This window comes from Streptomyces cyslabdanicus (assembly GCF_052663305.1).
In genome coordinates this window covers 80187-97169 of sequence record NZ_JBQRUW010000055.1, presented here as the reverse complement: position 1 = coordinate 97169, position 16983 = coordinate 80187, and the positions used below count along the sequence as shown (strand labels likewise).

Below are 16983 nucleotides of genomic sequence, written 5' to 3'. Positions count from 1 at the left end.
TCCAGTACGAGGGCCAGGGCCCGGCACTCCCCCAAGCTCTTCGAGCAGGGGGGACCCCCAGAGCACGCACCTGACGCCGCGAGGCCCGCCCTCCGGGCGGACGACGGGAGTTTGACGACAGGACCTAGCGGCCGTCCATGGAGTCCATAGGGCCCCTGGCGGGCCGGTGGAAGCCACCGGCGCGGTGGGCGTCGGTCGTGGCCGGCCGGCGCCGTCCGTCGATTCCGCTGATCTCCACATCGACCTGCACCTACGGTGCGGAGGCAGCAGCTGGGCGTGATCCGCACCCCGCCCTCGACGGACACCCAGGTAGTACTCCCTACTTCGGTGCCTGGAAGCCGCCGATCTTCTGCTCGAGCAGTTCGGCCAGCCGCAGCGGGGTGCGGTCCTCGAACATCGGACCGATGAGCTGCACTCCCACCGGCAGACCCTCGGGCGATCGGCCCGCTGGTACAGCGGTGGCGGGTAGACCGGGCAGGGTGGCCAGACCGGCCCAGACCAGCTGGTCGAAGTACGGGTACTCGACGCCGTCGATGTCGATCCGACGTTCCATCAGGTCGGGGTTGTGGTCGTGCGGGAACGCGGGAGTGGGCGTGATGGGACACACCACGGCGTCGAACTCGGTGAAGAACTGCCGCCAGCCATGGCGGTGGAGCTCGTGAAAGCTGTTCGCCTCGATCCAGTCGCGGTGGCTGAGCACCATGCCGCGCAGCCGCGTCGCATCGAGACTCTGGTCGTCCGCGCTCAGTCCGGCGGCGCGGGCCCGCAGTTGCTCGTACGCTTCGACGGGAAAGCGTGCGACGGAGCCCGAGAACAGGAACTTCGTGTAGAGCACCGCGGCTTCGGCCAGATCGGGCAGCAGCGGACTGTCCCGCTCGACGCGAGCACCGGCGTCGACAAGCGCGTCGGCCACCCGGCCCACGCCCGCCCGCACGGCGGACCCGGTCGGAATGAGCGGATGCTCGTCGAGGACCAGGACCCGGAAGTCGCGGAGCCGTTCGTGGCGCGCGGGCGGCAGCGTCAGGTGGTACGCCACACCGAGCGTCAGCGGGTCCGGCCCGGCCATGACGTCGAGCAGGAGCGTGAGGTCGCGAGCGGTGCGCGCCATCGGACCGACGACGGCGAGGTCGTGCTCGACCGGCAGGGCCGGCCCGGGCGGCGGGACCATGCCGCGGCTCGCTGCCAGCCCGAGTGTCGGCTTGTGCGCGTAAATGCCGCAGAAATGCGCGGGGGTGCGCAATGAACCGGCGAGGTCGGAGCCGATGGACAGCGCGCCGAATCCGGACGCGAGGGCCGCCGCCGAGCCGCCGGAGGATCCGCCCGACGTACGACGGTGGTCCCACGGGTTGTTGGTGGTGCCGTAGATCTCGTTGAAGGTCTGTATGTCCTGCAGCCCGATGGGCACATTGGTCTTGCCGAGCACCACCGCGCCCGCGGCCCTGAGCCGCGACACCTGCACCGCGTCCTTTGCCGGCACGAAGTTCCGGTGCTGCGGCAGACCCCAGGTCGTGGGCAGCCCCGCAATGTCGTACGACTCCTTGACCGTCACCGGAATGCCCAGCAGCGGCCGGTCCTCACCGCGGGCACGCGCCCGGTCGGCATCGCGCGCGGCGGCCCGCGCACGGTCGAAGTCCGGCACACAGATAGCGTTGATCGCCTCGTCGTCGCGTTCCATACGGGCGATCGCCTCGTCGGTCAGTTCCGCCGAGGTCACTTCACCGGCACGCAAGGCAGCCGCGAGTTGTTCGGCCGTCGGAAAATTCCACTCCATGAATGCGACCGTATGGGCCTGCGGAAAAGGGCACGAAATGCCATTTCGCACAACGGGGTGGATCTCCCCGTACTCATCTGCCTGACGGTCCTCGACCCGATCGTCGTAGTGCACCGCGCGCGGCGTCTGGACCAGCCGTTGGTCTAGGAGTGGTGTCCGTGCAGCCAAGCGGGCAGGGGCTCCGTGCGGTTGCGCCAGGGGGCGGGGATGCCCTCGGTACCGACGCGGGAGGCGACGATCGCGCGGCTGGCGGCGACGGCGACCGCGACGGCCCCGGCGACGGCCTCGGGGTGGGTGTGGGTCACCTCGGCGGACAGGGCAGCCTGCCGGGCCGCGTGTTCCGGGTCGCCCGGGTAGCGGGCGCCGAGAGGGGCGACGCGCATCGCCGCACCGTTGCCCCAGGAGCCCTGCCCGTCGAACAGCCCGGCCGCGAGTTCGCGCCAGTTGTTGCCCTGGCGGACCAGGCGCAGCAGGCGGTTCATCGCGGGACCGTAGCCGCGGTCGAAGTCGTGCCGTTCGGCGAAGCAACGGGCGAGTTCATCCTGGTCCACCTCACCTCGCCGCACGGCGAGTTGGTGGAGGGAGCAGGCCATCTCCGTGTCGTCGGTCCACGGCCAGGGCGCGTCAGGCAGTTGCCGGGCACGCAGAGCGGGGAGGTTGTCGGGGACGAAGAACTGGGCTCCGAAGGCGTCGCCGACGGCCAGGCCGTTCAAGGCGTCGCGGGCGGTGGCGATGGGATCGATCGGAGAACTGTCGAAGGAGTACGAGCGGGAGGCCATTGCCGGGCATCCTGCCAATCCCGACCCATGCAGGCCACTGGTTTCATCGTGTGGAGAACCGCGCCTGCGGGACCACCGGTCGCGTCGGGGTCCCCCGGGCTGGTCGCGTGCTGACTCTTCGCGGCCGGGGGCGATGCGACGGCGCCCCCTCAGAGCAGGCGGAGCGCAGGGCTAGGTAGCCGTGGATCGTGCCCGCGTCTGTCAGTGCCTGGAGGAACTGCGGCGACCATGGCTCATGCGGCTTCCGTTCGGCGCAGGACGCGTAGTGATCCGGTCGACGGCAGTTCGGTGAACTCGCCCGATTCCAGGGCCCGGAGGTAGACGCGGTACGGGGCCTGTCCGGTGAACTCGTCCACCGGGTCCGGGAACACGTCGTGGATGACCAGCAGCCCGCCCTCGGCCAGGTGCGGCGCCCATCCCTCGTAGTCGGCGCCGGCGTGCTCGTCGGTGTGGCCGCCGTCGACGAAGACCAGGCCGAGCGCGGTGTTCCACAGGGCGGCGATCTGCGGTGAGCGGCCGACGAGTGCCACGACGTGGTCCTCAAGACCCGCCCGGTGCAGGGTCCTGCGGAACGTCGGGAGCGTGTCCATCAGCCCGATCTCGGGGTCGACCGTCTCCGGGTCGTGGTACTCCCAGCCGGGCTGCTGCTCCTCGCTGCCGCGGTGGTGGTCCACGGTGAGCGCGGTGACCCCGGCCCGCCGGGCCGCGTCGGCGAGCAGGATCGTCGAGCGCCCGCAGTACGTGCCGACCTCAAGCAGCGGCAGCCCGAGCCGCCCGGCCGTCACGGCCGCCGCGTACAGTGCCAGCCCCTCGTCGGTGGGCATGAACCCCTTCGCTGCCTCGAACGCGGCGAGGATCTCTGGCTCGGGTGCCGCGGGCATGGGGTCCTTCCGGTCGTGCGTCGTGATCGGTCGTCTCGATCGGTCGTCTCGGGCGTACGTGTCGTGCGTCCGTTCAGGCCGCCATGGTGCCGCACCCCCGGTCGCGGGGCGACAGGGGGTGCGGTGGCGTGCGTGTCAGGCGTACGTCGCGCGGAGGTCAGGCGGTGACCGACTCGCCCGGCAGGGACAGGTCCAGGTCGACGGGGCGGTCCTCGCCGTGGTGGGCCGCCGCGCTGGCGTGCGGGCCGTGTCCGGCGGCGCGGGCGGCCAGGACGTACGGGCCCTGGGACGGGACCGCGAGGGCGTAGCTGCCGTCCTCCGCGGAGAGCGTGGCGCCCGCCTGGCGGCCGCGCCGGTCGATCAGCGTGACCTTGGCGCGGGCGACCGGGGCGCCGCCGGCGTCCAGGACCCGGCCGCGGAAACCGCGCAGGACCGCCTCGGCCCTCGCCAGGTTGGCGTCCTCCTCGCTGCTCGCGCGCAGCCGCAGTCCCGTCGGGAGGTTCGGCTTGGGCAGGCACAGGGCCAGCACCAGGCCCACGACGACGGCGGCCGTGGCGATCAGGAAGGAGACGCGGAAACCGTGCAGGGTGGGTATCGCGACGCCGCCGCTGTGGTGCGCGGTGTTGGCGAGCACCATGCCGATCACGGCGCTGGACACGGAGGTGCCGATGGACCGCATCAGGGTGTTGAGACCGTTGGCCGCGCCCGTCTCGGAGGCCGGGACCGCGCCGACGATCAGCGCGGGCAGCGAGGAGTACGCCAGTCCGATGCCCGCGCCCAGGACCACCGAGACGACGACGGTCTGCCAGGCCGCGTTCATCAGGCCGAGGCCGGCGGCGTACCCGACCGCGATGACCAGCAGTCCGATGATCAGGGTGACCTTCGGGCCGTAGCGGGTGGACAGACGGGCGTAGACCGGCGCGGTGAACATCATGGTCAGGCCCAGCGGGGCCACGCACAGACCGGCGACGACCATCGACTGCCCGAGCCCGTAACCGGTGGCGGTGGGCAGCTGGAGCAGCTGGGGCAGGACGAGGGAGACGACGTAGAAGCTGACGCCGACCATGATCGAGGCCAGGTTGGTCAGCAGCACCTCGCGGCGGGCGGTGGTGCGCAGGTCGACCAGCGGGGCCGCGATCCGCAGCTCCATCAGGCCCCACAGCAGCAGGACGGCGACGGCCGCCGCGAACAGGCCGAGCGTGGTGGGCGACGACCAGCCCCAGTCGCTGCCCTTGGTGACGGGCAGCAGGAGCAGGACCAGGCCGCCGGACAGGCCCAGCGCGCCCGGCAGGTCGAAGGAGCCCTCGGCGCGCGCCGGCGACTCCGGTACGACGAGGAGGGTGAGGCCGATCGCGAGGGCGCCGAGACCGGCGGCGCCGTAGAAGAGGGTGTGCCAGTCGGCGTGCTGGGCGACCATGGCCGCGGCGGGCAGGGCGAGACCGCCGCCGACGCCGATCGAGGAACTCATCAGCGCCATGGCGGAGCCGAGCCGCTCGCGCGGCAGCATGTCCCGCATCAGGCCGATGCCGAGCGGGATCGCGCCCATCGCGAAGCCCTGGAGCGTGCGGCCCACGATCATGGGCACAAGGGCGGAGGTGAACGCGCTGACCAGCGCGCCGACCACCATCACGGCGAGGCTGGCGATCAGCATGCGGCGCTTGCCGTACAGGTCGCCGAGGCGGCCCATGATCGGCGTGGCCACCGCGCCGGACAGGAGGGTCGAGGTCAGAACCCAGGTGGCGTCGCTGGGCGAGGTGTCAAGGAGCTGCGGCAGGTCCTTGATGACCGGGACGAGCAGGGTCTGCATCACCGCGACTGCGATTCCCGCGAAGGCGAGCACCGGGACGACGGTCCCGCTCGCGCTCCGTTCGGGCCGTCCGGTCGTCGTGAGCGTCATCGAGTGGGGCCTCCGGGCCGTGAGGGGGGAACAGGCGGTCATCCGTGCGGAACGGGCGCCGGGTGAACCCCGTAGACCCAGGCAACTATTCCGATGCTTTGGCGTACTAACGAATTCTTGACCGTTCCGTGAGGATCTGAACGCCTGTCAGGACGCGTGCGGACCTGGGGAGTGGGGGTGGCGGCGGTCCGGCGGTTGTGGCTGTCCGGTGGTCGCGGTCGTGCCGGCGGCCGCGGTCGGCCCGGTGGTCACAGCCATCCCTGGCGGCGGGCCTCCCGTACGGCCTCCGTGCGGTTGCGGGTGCCGGTCTTGCCGATCGCGGCGGACAGGTAGTTGCGGACGGTGGACTCCGACAGGTGCAGCCTCGCGGCGACGTCGGCGACCGTCGCCCCGTCGGCGGAGGCCCTCAGCACGTCGCACTCGCGGGCGGTGAGCGGACTGGGGCCCGCGCTGAGGGCGGCCGCGGCGAGTACCGGGTCGACCACCGTCTCCCCGGTGAGCACCCGACGGATCGCGGCCGCCAGTTCCTCCACCGGCCCGTCCTTGACCAGGAAGCCCCCGGCCCCGGCCTCCATGGCGCGGCGCAGATAACCGGGCCGGCCGAAGGTGGTCAGGATCAGCACCCGGCAGCCGGGAGCCTGCTCGCGCAACTCGGCGGCGGCGTCCAGACCGCTCATCCCGGGCAGTTCGATGTCCAGCAGCGCCACGTCGGGGCGGTGGGTCAGCGCGGCGTCCACGACGGCGTCGCCCGCCGCGACCTGGGCGACGACCTCCATGTCGTCCTCCATGCCGAGCAGCAGGGCGAGCGCGCCCCGCATCATCTGCTGGTCCTCCGCGAGCAGGAGGCGGATGGACTTGGCGGGCCGGCGGTCCCCGGGCATCTCGTTCACGGACCAAGGCTATGGACTCGCGCCCCGCGGGCGCGGGCACTCGGGGCAGTTACCTCGACGCGGAGCCGAGCCGGGCGCGGCCGCTGTCCACCGGCTTCCCGGTCTCCACCGGCTTCCGGCTGTCCACCGGCTCCCCGCTGTTCACGGGCTCCTCGCTGTCCACGGGGACTTCGGCCGTCACCGTGAAACCGCCGTGGGACGAGGGGGCGGCCCGCAGCGAGCCGCCCGCCGCCGCGAGGCGTTCGGTCAGCCCCTTCAGACCGGTGCCGCCCACCGCAGCCGGTCCCGGATCCCCGGTCGGTCCCGGATCCCCGGTCGGTCCCGGATTCTCGGTCGGGTCCGAGTCCTGGAGCTGCCCCGGGACCCTGACGCCGGTCCGCCCCCTGGAGGTGCCGTCCCCGTCGTCGACGACTGTCAGACGCGCCCGCCCGGCCGTGCCGGTGACGGTGATCTCGCAGCGGCTCGCGCCGCTGTGCCGTACGGCGTTGGTGACCGCCTCGCGCACCACCCAGCCCAGCAGCGCCTCCGCGTCCGGCGTCAGCGGAGGGCCCGAGCGGCGTACGACGGGCTCGATGCCGGCGGCGGTCAGCGCCGAGCGGGCCCGGTCCAGTTCCGCGCCGAGGCCGCCCTCGCGGTAGCCGGTGACCGCCTCGCGGATCTCGGTGAGCGCCTGCCGCCCGACGGACTCGATGTCGGTGATCTGCGTGAGGGCCGCCCCCATGTCGCGGGCCGCCAGCCGTCGGGCCGCCTCCGACTTCACCACGATCACCGACAGCGTGTGGCCGAGCAGGTCGTGCAGGTCCCGGGAGAAGCGCAGCCGCTCCTCCTCCACGGCCCGACGGGCCAGCTCCTCACGGGCGGCGCGCAGTTCCCGTACGGCGTCGGACAGGCTGAGGATCACCGCCGTCACCACCGTCGACAGGAACGTGCCGTAGCCGATGTTGATCCCGTTCCAGCCCTCGTGCAGCCCGGCGACGACCCCCGCGAACACGCCCAGTCCGACGCCGAACCGGCCGAGCGACGGCCCGCGCAGGGACGCGCCCGCCGCCAGGCCGAACAGCGGCAGGAACAGCAGCCAGGTGCCGCCGTACCCGACGGCCAGACCGCACGTCACCAGGAACAGCAGCAGCAGCGCGAGGCGGGTGGAGCGGGCCGTGCGCGTCTGCTGGTGGAAGGCGCGGAACACCACATAGACGTAGAGCGAGTTGAAGGCCAGCAGGCCCAGGGCGCCGATCCACGGGTTGGGCGTCTCGCCCTGGAAGAGGTTGGAGAAGGCGCCCATCCCCATCAGCAGCCAGGGCAGCAGGGAGAAGCCGTTGGGCGGCGGCCCCGGGTGCTCGGACTCCAGCCCGCCTCGGCGCCCCATCCCGTTTTCCATGCGGCAGGAGATCCTGTGTGACCAGCTCATGTTCCGTTCCCCCGATCAGGCCTCGCCGGCATGGCGGCGGTAGGACAGCACAGCGTACGAACCGAACAGCGACAGCCAGGCCGCCAGTACGAGGATGGCACCCGCCGCCGGGGCGGTCCCCTCGGTGACCGAGATTCCGAGTTCGGCGATCCCGCGCGTGGGCGTGTACCCGGACAGGGCGCGCAGCCAGCGCGGGAACAGCTCCACGGGGAACCACAGGCCGCCGAGCACCGCGAACCCCAGATTGCACACCATGTTGACCACGCCGGTGGTCTGCGCGGTCAGCTTGTAGCCGTTGCCCAGCCCGAGCAGGGTGAACGGGATCGAGCCGAGCCACAGCAGCAGCGCCGTCGACACCCACTGCCACGCCGCCAGCCGTACGCCGTTGAGCAGGCCGCCCGCCAGCAGTACCGCGCAGATCGCGGGCAGCACGGTCACCGAGGCGGTCAGCGCCCGCCCGGCGACGACCTGGCGCGGCGTCATCGGGGTCACCCTCAGCTGCCGCAGCCAGCCGACCGTACGGTCCTCGGCGACCCCGCCGCCGGTGTTGAGGGCCGAGCCGACCGCGCCGTAGGCGGCCATGCCGACCATGGAGGCGGTCCGCCAGCCCCGGTCGGCGCCGTCGCCGAGGTTGGTGAACAGCAGGTACATCATCACCGGCATCGCGATCCCGCCGATCACGAAGCCCAGGTCGCGCAGGGCGCGGCGCACCTCGAGGCGCAGGTAGTCCAGTATGTCGCGCATCACGCCGCCTCCCGCTCTCGCTCCGTGGCCGCCCGCGCGCCCGTCAGGGCGAGGAACGCGTCGTCCAGCGACGCCGGTGCGACCTCAAGACCGCGCACGGCACCCAGTCCGGCCAGGGCGATCACGGTCGCGTCCGGGTCGTCGGTGCGCAGCCGCGCCCGGTCCCCGCGCACCTCGAGGGACCGCACGCCGGGCAGGAGGTCCAGGCCCTCGGCGCCCCGCCCGGCCAGGTCGAAGGCGACCAGGCCGCCGCCCGCCGCGCGCCGCAGTTCCTCGCCGGTGCCGTCGGCGACGAGCCGGCCGTGGTCCAGGACGAGGATCCGGTCGGCGTGGGCGTCGGCCTCCTCCAGGTAGTGCGTGGAGAACAGCACCGTGCGACCACCGCGCGCGTAGGTCCCCATCGCGTCCCAGAAGGCGTGGCGCGCCTCCACGTCCAGGGCCGCCGTCGGCTCGTCCAGCACCAGCAGCGCGGGGTTGCCGGCCACCGCGACCGCGAACCGGACCCGCTGCGTCTGGCCGCCGGACAGCCGGTCCACCCGCCGTCCGGCCAGGTGCGCGATCCCGGCCAGTTCCAGCGCGCGGGCGACGGACAGCGGCGCCGGGTAGCGGCCGGCCACGAAGGCCACCAGCTCGCGGACGGTGACCCGGGGCACCGCCCGTGCCTCCTGGAGCATGGCCCCGACCCGGCCCGCGCGCACCGCCCGCTCCGGCGGCCCGCCGAACAGTTCGACTCTGCCCGCGTCGGGCGCGTGCAGGCCGAGCAGCAGCGAGATCGCCGTCGACTTGCCGGCGCCGTTCAGGCCGAGCAGGGCCACCGTCTCGCCCCGCTCGATGGTCAGGTCGACGCCGTCGACCGCGCGTACGGCGCCGAAGGCCTTGACCGCCCGTGTGAAGGACACGGCACGTTCCGTGTGTGTCATGTCTACGACCTGTGTCATGTCTACGACGCTACGAACTCCCCTGCCGGGCGGGGCAGATGCGCTTGTACGGACTCCGGCAGGACAAATGTCACGGCCGGCGGATGTGCCTCGCGTCTCGCGTCTCGTGCCTCGTGCCGGACTGCCGGATTCCTTCACAGCCGAAGGGCGCTGGGCTATACAGGGGAGCGCCAGGAGATTCTGATTCCGGAGACCCATGCCCATCGACGCAGCCCAGGCCCTCGCGGCCGAACCCCGTACCGGTGAGATCTCCTGGAGCCACGGGGACGTCCTGCTCTACCACCTCGGCATCGGCGCGGGCCTGCCCGCCACCGACCCCGGTGAACTGCGCTACACCCTGGAGACCCGGCTGCACGTCCTGCCGAGCTTCGCCACCGTCGCCGGCGGCGGCCCGCCCGGTGTGATCAGAGGCCTGTCCATGCCCGGCGTCGACGTCGACCTCGCCCGTGTCCTGCACGGCGGCCAGTCACTGACCGTGCACCGCCCCCTCCCGGCGGCGGGTACCGCCACCGCCACCAGCCGTATCGCCGCCGTGTACGACAAGGGCACGGCGGCCGTCCTGGTCATGCGCACCCAGGTCGGTGACGGCGACGGCCCGCTGTGGACCGACGAGGCGGAGATCTTCGTCCGGGGTGAGGGCGGCTGGGGCGGCGCCCGCGGTCCCTCCGCCCGCCCCGTGGCGCCGGCCGGCGAGCCGGACCGGGTCGTCGAGCGGACGGTCCGCGAGGACCAGGCCCTGCTCTACCGCCTGAGCGGCGACCGCAACCCGCTGCACGCCGACCCGGAGTTCGCCGGGCGCGCCGGCTTCGACCGGCCCATCCTGCACGGGCTGTGCACCTACGGCATGACCCTCAAGGTGGTCGTCGACACGCTGCTCGGCGGTGACGTGGCCCGCGTACGGTCCTACGGCACGCGCTTCGCCGGGGTGGTGTACCCGGGGGAGACCCTGCGCATCCGCATGTGGCGGGGGGACGGCGGGGTCCTGGTGACGGTGAGCGCCGTCGAGCGGGGGGACGCGCCGGTGCTGACCGGCACGGTCGTCGGCCACGCCTGACACGAAACGGCCCCGCCCGTCAGCTGACGGGCGGGGCCGCGGCGTTCGACGTGCCGTCAGGCCGCCGATTCGTTCTGCTCCGCGGGCCTGCGGTGGCGGCCGCTGGGTGCGGTCTCACCGTCGCCGATCGAAACCGGACCCCGGTGCTTGCCGTGAGCCGCGGACTCTTCGACGTCGGCGGCGGACGGCTGGTTCGTGCTGGCGTCGCTCATCGGAAGAAATTCACCCCGTCAACAATGATCTTTCGTGCAGCCGGGCGAGTCTAACCGGCACACCTCGGGTCGAATCCAGGCGGCCACGCCGACTGGCACTACTTCGTTACAAGCCGCCCCAGGGGTTGGAGTACGCGCCGTCCGCTGCGTCAGCGACGGCCCCTGCACTTCGCCGCGAGCACGCGCAGGAGTTCGGCGCGGCGGGCGGTGCCGAGCACGTAGCGCTTGCCGTCGGACACCGTGATCTCCACGGCGTCGTGTCCCCGCATGACCAACCCGAGCGTGCCGTCCGTGGTCATGCGAAGTCCCAGGCCCTGCATGTCGCGAGCCTGAATCCGACGGGGCTGGACGGCGACCACGTCGGTGACCTCGATGGTTCTCCTCCACACCGGAAACAGGGACAGGACGATCTTCTCGTCGTCGATCCGGAGCGTGCTGTGCATCGACAGCATCAGCACAGGCACGAGGCCCATGCAGGTCACGACCAGGAGGCGGGGAACGATCTGCGCCGACTGGGCCCACAGAAACGGGGTGCTTGCCGCGCAGGCAGCCAGGAACACGGACAGAGGGATGTCGACAGGGCGAGGCAGACGCCTCCGTTCACAGAAGAGCAACGTGCCTGTCCGCCTCTTCTCCGTCACACCGCCACCTCCCGAGGGCCCGATCCAGCCGTGGCCTCTCGGCTGCCCATCGAGGGGGCGGAGGTGCCACTTCGGGTGAGTCTCCACGGTAGTCAGGCCCGGGTCGAGCCAACTGGAGGCTCCGAAGGCCGGATCCGAGGACCACCAGCCTCCCTACTTCCGCTCCGATCGTAGGAACGGTGCCTGTTGGAGCGGAACGGGACGGGGGGTGGGGCGGGGGCCGAGCGGGGGCGGAGAACCGGGTTCCGGTGCGGAGCCGGGGGGCGTTGCGGCTTCGGGTGGGACGTGCGCGGGTGCTTCGGACGCGGGGCGGGGGCCGGTTTCGCGCCCGATGAGGGGGGTGGTGCCGAGGGTCGCGTGCGTTCTGGTTCCCGGGGTGAGGTGCCGGCGCGGGGCGGCTTCGGCTTCGCGAGGGACTTGGGGGCCGGTGTGGTGTGCGGGGTCGGGCCCGGTGGGGGGTACGGCCGGGGGTGCGGGATGCGGTCCGGCGTCGGCTCGCGGTCCGGATGCGGCGGGTGGTTCGGGCTCGGATCGCGGCGTGGATGCGGCGGGTGGTCCGAGCTCGGATCGCGGCGCGGACGCCGTGGATGGTCCGGGGCGTGGGGCGGGGGCCGGGGGCAGGCCCGGCGTGTCGGGTGGGGTGGGGGTCGGGGTGCGGGCCCCACCCGGTTCCGGCGCCGGGGGTGACTGCCTTGTGGGAGACGTCCACCGCGCCACACCGCACGGCACCGCGCTCGTGGCGTAGGGCAGACGGAGTACGCCGTCGTCGGTCCACAGTCCGGACCCGGCCAGCCACCCCTCGGGTGCCCGAAGATGACGTACCTGACGCTCGGCGGGCTGCCACACGGCCACCCAGCTGCCGGACGCGCCGTCGCACCGCAGCGCCACCCCGCACTGCTCGGGGGTGAGGACCTGCCCCGGCTGGATCGCGAACGGCGTCACCGCGCAGTCCGGCAGCCGCAGGCACTCCGGGAAGCGCACCGGCTGCGTGCTGCCCAGCACGCCCCAGCCCAGCCGCTGCCGCCCGGGCGAGGGGGCGTCCGAGCGGATCAGCAGCAGTCCGCTGTCGAGGTCGGCGAGCAGCAGCCGGTCGTCGCTTCCGGCGGCGATCTGGAGCAGCGGCGACGTCTCGCCGCCGCCCTCCAGGTCCACCACGACCGCCTTGGTGCGCCCGCCCGTCTCCTGGTCCAGGGCCAGCATCCGCCCGGCGCGGTCCAGCCAGACCCCGCCCGAGCAGCGACCCGGCACCTCGGCCAGGTGCTCGGGCCCGAAGCCGCCGCCCACCACCAGCCACACCGCCGAGGACCGCCGGCCCACGGCGAGCGCGTAGGCCCGCTCGCCGCCGGGCGCCGGGGGCAGCAGTCGCAGCCCGGTGCCCTCCGGGCACTCGATGGCGCCGAGCGGCAGCTCACCGGTGCCCGGGCCGGTCGGGTACAGCAGCGAGAAGGTGTGCCGGCCGGCCACCAGCCGCCGGATCAGCACCCGGCCGTCGCCCATCGGCAGCACCTCCGTGCCGGGCTCCTCGGGCTGGTTGCCGGGCAGCGGCACCGCGTACGGCTCGGGGCCGTCCAGCGTCCAGCGCTCCGGGTACCAGGAGTCGCCGCCGCGAGCGAGCCGGGCGGCGTAGGCGCCGTCCACCGTGATCGTGCAGCCCGCCCGCGGGGTACCGTCGTCCTCGCCGGCCGCCGAAGTCTCGACAATGCAGGCTGTCATTCTTCGGTCACCTCCTGCCAGGACGGTAGTTTTCCTCCGCACACAGGACGGACCGGCGGGCGGCTGCTTCACACATACGGGTGGCCCAAAAACGATTCGCCTGAGGAAACCGAGACCGGTGTGCTGAGCGGACCGGTCCGTACGGAGGCGACGGGACCGGTTCAGCCGCGGCGAACACCCAGGTAGCCTTGCACCCGTGCCCCGTCTGTCTGAAGTCATCGCCGCGCTGGAGAACCTGTGGCCCGCCGAGCGGGCCGAGTCCTGGGACGCGGTCGGCACCGTCGTGGGCGACCCCGAGCAGGAGGTCGGCCGGGTCCTGTTCGCCGTCGACCCGGTCCAGGAGATCGCCGACGAGGCGGTGGAGCTCGGCGCGGACCTGCTGGTCACCCACCACCCGCTCTACCTGCGCGGTACGACGACCGTGGCGGCCTCCACCTTCAAGGGCCGCGTGGTGCACACCCTGATCAAGAACGACATCGCCCTGCACGTGGCCCACACCAACGCGGACACCGCCGACCCGGGCGTCTCCGACGCGCTGGCCGGGGCGCTGGACCTCAGGGTCGTACGCCCCCTGGTGCCGGACACCGCCGACCCGGAGGGCCGTCGCGGCCTCGGCCGGGTCTGCGAACTGGACCATCCGCTGACCGTGCGCGAACTCGCGGCCCGCGCCGCCGAGCGGCTGCCCGCCACCGTGCAGGGCATCCGCGTGGCCGGCGACCCGGAGGCGGTCGTCCGCACGGTCGCCGTGAGCGGCGGCTCCGGCGACAGCCTCTTCGACGACGTACGGGCCGCGGGCGTGGACGCCTTCCTCACCGCGGACCTGCGCCACCACCCGGCCTCCGAGTTCATCGCGGCCGGCGCCCGCAGTCCCCTCGCGCTGCTCGACGCGGCGCACTGGGCCACCGAGTGGCCCTGGTGCGAGCTGGCCGCCGCCCAGCTCGACGGGATCTCCGACCGGTGCGGATGGGGCCTGCGCGTCCACGTCTCCAAGACGGTCACCGACCCCTGGACCGCCCACGCGGCGTCCGCCGCCACCCTTCCGACGAGCGCTTCGCGCGCCCCTTCCTCTACTAGCTAACGGGAGCCCCCAACTGAACGCCGCGCCCGCCGACCAGATCCGACTCCTCGACGTCCAGGCCCTCGACGTCCGCCTCCAGCAGCTGGCCCACAAGCGGAAGTCCCTGCCCGAGCACGCCGAGATCGAGTCGCTGAACCAGGACCTCACGCAGCTGCGCGACCTCCTGGTGGCCGCGCAGACCGAGGAGAGCGACTGCGCACGCGAGCAGACCAAGGCCGAGCAGGACGTGGACCAGGTGCGCAGGCGCGCCGCCCGTGACCAGCAGCGCCTGGACTCCGGCGCGATCACCTCGCCCAAGGACCTGTCGAACCTCCAGAACGAGATCGTGTCCCTCGCCAAGCGGCAGGGCGACCTGGAGGACGTGGTCCTGGAGGTCATGGAACGCCGCGAGTCCGCGCAGGAGCGGGTCACCGAGCTGACCGGGCGCGTCGCCTCCGTCCAGGCGAAGGCCGACGACGCGACCGCGCGCCGGGACGCGGCCTTCGAGGAGATCGACGGCGAGGTCGCGTCCGTGACGAAGGAGCGCGAGGTCATCGCCGGTGCCGTACCCGCGGACCTGCTGAAGCTCTACGACAAGCTGCGCGGGCAGCAGGGCGGCATCGGCGCGGCCAAGCTGTACCAGCGCACCTGCCAGGGCTGCCGGCAGGAGCTCGCCATCACCGAGCTGAGCGAGATCCGCAAGGCCGCCCCCGACACGGTCGTACGCTGCGAGAACTGCCGCCGCATCCTGGTGCGCACCGCCGAGTCCGGTCTGTAGTCGGGTCTGTAGCCGGGTCTGCAAGGAGCGAGCGGCGTGCGGGAGTTCATCGTCGAGGCCGACGGCGGGTCACGGGGCAATCCGGGGCCCGCGGGCTACGGGGCGGTGGTGCTGGACGCGGCGACGGGGGAGACCCTGGCGGAGCACGCGGAGTACCTCGGCGTGGCCACGAACAACGTGGCCGAGTACCGGGGCCTGCTGGCCGGCCTGCGCGCCGCGCACGCCCTGGACCCCTCGGCGGCCGTGCACGTCCGCATGGACTCCAAGCTCGTCGTCGAGCAGATGTCGGGCCGCTGGAAGATCAAGCACCCCGGTCTGAAGCCGCTCGCGACGGCGGCGGCGCGGGAGTTTCCGGCCGACCGGGTGACCTACGAGTGGATCCCCCGCGAGCGCAACAAGCACGCCGACCGGCTGGCCAACGAGGCGATGGACGCGGGCGGCCGCGGCGAACAGTGGTCCGGCCCGTCCGCGGACACGCGGGTCGGCCCGGCCACCGACCGACTCCCCGACACCGGCCAACTTCCCGGCGCCGAACAGCTCCCCGGCATCGGCGCGGGCACTGACCAGCTCCCCGGCACCGGCGCGAGCGCCGACGTGCGGGCGGCGCGCGCCACCGCCGCGGGCGGCCCGGAGGCTTCCGCTGCCGGTGCGGAGCCGGACAGGGCCGCCACGCCCGGCTGGGCACCCGCCGACCTCGGTACCCCCGCCACCTTCGTTCTGCTGCGGCACGGCGAGACGCCGCTGACACCGCAGAAGCGTTTCTCGGGCAGTGGCGGCACCGATCCGTCGCTGTCCGGCGTGGGCCGGGAGCAGGCCGAGAAGGTCGCGGCGGCGCTCGCCCGGCGCGGCACCGTCCAGGCCGTCGTGTCCTCGCCGCTCGCCCGCACCCGCGAGACCGCCGGTGTCGTCGCCGCCCGCCTCGGCCTCGACGTGACCGTGGAGGAAGGGCTGCGCGAGACCGACTTCGGCGCCTGGGAGGGGCTCACCTTCGGCGAGGTGCGCGAGCGCTACCCGGACGACCTGAACGCCTGGCTGGCCTCCCCGGAGGCCCAACCCACCGGTGGCGGCGAGAGTTTCGCGGACACCGCGGTCCGGATCGCCGCCGCCCGGGACAAGCTGGTCGCCGCCCACGCGGGCCGCACGGTGCTGCTCGTCACCCACGTCACCCCGATCAAGACGTTCGTCCAACTGGCCCTCGGCGCCCCGCCGGAGTCCCTGTTCCGCATGGAGCTGTCGGCGGCGTCCCTGTCGGCGGTGGCGTACTACGCGGACGGCAACGCGAGCGTCCGCCTGTTCAACGACACGTCCCACCTGCGCTGAACGCCACCGCCGCGCGGGCGAGCGGATGCCCACGGCGTGGGCCGCGTGGGCGGATCCCCGCGTCAGTGGATCTCCGTCACCACCACGTCCAGCGCCCACGGCCGCCCCGCCTTCCCCGGCGGCTCCGCCTCCACCACGTACCCGAGGTCCCGCAGCGCCTCCACCAGCTCCGCCGGGTCCTTCGGGGCGGCACCCTCGGTCAGCAGGGCGCGTACGATCCGGCCCTTCGTGGCCTTGTTGAAGTGGCTGACCACGGACCGCTTCTCCACCCCGTCCACGACCTGGGAGTGCAGCACCCGCACGGTCGCCGTCCGGCCGGCGACCTCCCCCTTCGGCCTCCACGCCGCCGCGTACGCCGAGGACCGCAGGTCGAGCACCAGCCCGTCACCGGCCGTCTCGGGCAGCACCGAGGCCATCGGCGTGCGCCAGTACGCGGCCAGCGCGCCCAGTCCGGGCAGCTTCACGCCCATCGAGCAGCGGTAGGACGGGATCCGGTCGGTCACCCGCACCGCGCCCCACAGCCCCGAGAAGACCAGCAGCGAGCGCGCGGCGCGCCGCTTGGCCGCCGGGTCGAGGGAGGCCAGGTCCAGGGCGTCGTAGAGGACCCCGGTGTAGATCTCCCCGGCGGGACGCGTCCCCGCCGTGCGCAGCCCGGCGTTCTTGGCGACCTCGCCGCGCAGACCCTCGCTCAGCCCCAGCACCTCGCGGGCCTTCTCCTCGTCCCCGGCGCACAGCTCCACCAGTTCCGTCAGCACCGTCTCACGGGCGGCGGCCAGCCCCGGCAGCGAGAGCGACTCGGGCCTCAGCGGGGCGCCGCGGCCGGCGGCGGCCTTGCCTTCGGACGGGGGCAGCAGGACAAGCACGGAGTTGCTCCTTCGGGTAGCGCTCCGCGACAGCGTA

Annotated in this window: 14 protein-coding genes and 2 pseudogenes; 4 read left to right on the top strand and 12 right to left on the bottom strand. The window is 73.2% G+C overall.

Translation table 11 applies throughout. The features are described from left to right. Positions 1–319: 319 nt before the first annotated feature. The 8 genes and pseudogenes from ACTYVM_RS30405 to ACTYVM_RS30370 form a co-directional block, all read right to left on the bottom strand. Positions 320–1771, bottom strand: coding sequence for an amidase (locus ACTYVM_RS30405; RefSeq protein WP_445529045.1), 1452 nt, complete (start codon positions 1769–1771; stop codon positions 320–322). Between the two features lie 209 nt (positions 1772–1980). Continuing rightward, positions 1981–2550: pseudogene (locus tag ACTYVM_RS30400) on the bottom strand (ADP-ribosylglycohydrolase family protein); the annotation flags it as partial. Positions 2551–2783: 233 nt separating this feature from the next. After that, positions 2784–3431 (bottom strand): class I SAM-dependent methyltransferase, encoded by a 648-nt coding sequence (locus tag ACTYVM_RS30395; protein WP_445529038.1) that lies wholly within the window; start codon positions 3429–3431, stop codon positions 2784–2786. Positions 3432–3588: 157 nt separating this feature from the next. Continuing rightward, positions 3589–5328, bottom strand: a complete 1740-nt coding sequence (locus ACTYVM_RS30390; RefSeq protein WP_445529037.1) for an MFS transporter — start codon at positions 5326–5328, stop codon at positions 3589–3591. Between the two features lie 248 nt (positions 5329–5576). Further along, on the bottom strand, positions 5577–6209 hold the full coding sequence (locus ACTYVM_RS30385) for a response regulator (RefSeq protein WP_445529044.1): 633 nt from the start codon (positions 6207–6209) through the stop codon (positions 5577–5579). 58 nt (positions 6210–6267) lie between these two features. Then, a complete protein-coding gene (locus ACTYVM_RS30380; RefSeq protein WP_445529036.1) occupies positions 6268–7596 on the bottom strand; it encodes a sensor histidine kinase in 1329 nt (442 codons plus the stop codon). Between the two features lie 45 nt (positions 7597–7641). Next, on the bottom strand, positions 7642–8361 hold the full coding sequence (locus ACTYVM_RS30375) for an ABC transporter permease (RefSeq protein ID WP_445529043.1): 720 nt from the start codon (positions 8359–8361) through the stop codon (positions 7642–7644). A gap of 8 nt (positions 8362–8369) precedes the next feature. Beyond that, on the bottom strand, positions 8370–9308 hold the full coding sequence (locus tag ACTYVM_RS30370) for an ABC transporter ATP-binding protein (RefSeq protein WP_445529035.1): 939 nt from the start codon (positions 9306–9308) through the stop codon (positions 8370–8372). A 196-nt stretch (positions 9309–9504) separates the two neighbouring features. On the opposite strand from ACTYVM_RS30370, the gene chsH3 reads away from it, so the two are divergent. Then, on the top strand, positions 9505–10362 hold the full coding sequence (gene chsH3, locus ACTYVM_RS30365; RefSeq protein ID WP_445529034.1) for an enoyl-CoA hydratase ChsH3: 858 nt from the start codon (positions 9505–9507) through the stop codon (positions 10360–10362). A gap of 56 nt (positions 10363–10418) precedes the next feature. Here chsH3 and ACTYVM_RS30360 read toward each other — a convergent pair whose 3' ends face one another. The 3 genes and pseudogenes from ACTYVM_RS30360 to ACTYVM_RS30350 form a co-directional block, all read right to left on the bottom strand. Continuing rightward, on the bottom strand, positions 10419–10574 hold the full coding sequence (locus ACTYVM_RS30360) for a hypothetical protein (protein WP_445529033.1): 156 nt from the start codon (positions 10572–10574) through the stop codon (positions 10419–10421). Positions 10575–10723: 149 nt separating this feature from the next. Continuing rightward, the gene (locus ACTYVM_RS30355) at positions 10724–11047 is read right to left on the bottom strand and encodes a hypothetical protein (protein ID WP_445529032.1); all 324 of its coding nucleotides are present in this window, start codon (positions 11045–11047) and stop codon (positions 10724–10726) included. 636 nt (positions 11048–11683) lie between these two features. Then, positions 11684–12928: pseudogene (locus ACTYVM_RS30350) on the bottom strand (hypothetical protein); the annotation flags it as partial. 196 nt (positions 12929–13124) lie between these two features. On the opposite strand from ACTYVM_RS30350, the gene ACTYVM_RS30345 reads away from it, so the two are divergent. From ACTYVM_RS30345 to ACTYVM_RS30335, 3 genes are read left to right on the top strand one after another with little or no spacing between them, the layout of a single operon-like run. Then, positions 13125–14006: a Nif3-like dinuclear metal center hexameric protein gene (locus ACTYVM_RS30345; protein ID WP_445529031.1), complete on the top strand. Its 882-nt coding sequence runs from the start codon at positions 13125–13127 to the stop codon at positions 14004–14006. A 13-nt stretch (positions 14007–14019) separates the two neighbouring features. Next, a complete protein-coding gene (locus ACTYVM_RS30340) occupies positions 14020–14763 on the top strand; it encodes a zinc ribbon domain-containing protein (RefSeq protein ID WP_445529042.1) in 744 nt (247 codons plus the stop codon). 36 nt (positions 14764–14799) lie between these two features. Continuing rightward, positions 14800–16083, top strand: a complete 1284-nt coding sequence (locus ACTYVM_RS30335; protein ID WP_445529030.1) for a bifunctional RNase H/acid phosphatase — start codon at positions 14800–14802, stop codon at positions 16081–16083. A gap of 62 nt (positions 16084–16145) precedes the next feature. On the opposite strand, the gene yaaA is transcribed toward ACTYVM_RS30335, so the two are convergent. Next, complete coding sequence (gene yaaA / locus ACTYVM_RS30330; RefSeq protein ID WP_445529029.1) at positions 16146–16946, bottom strand: peroxide stress protein YaaA; 801 nt, start codon at positions 16944–16946, stop codon at positions 16146–16148. Positions 16947–16983: the final 37 nt, after the last annotated feature.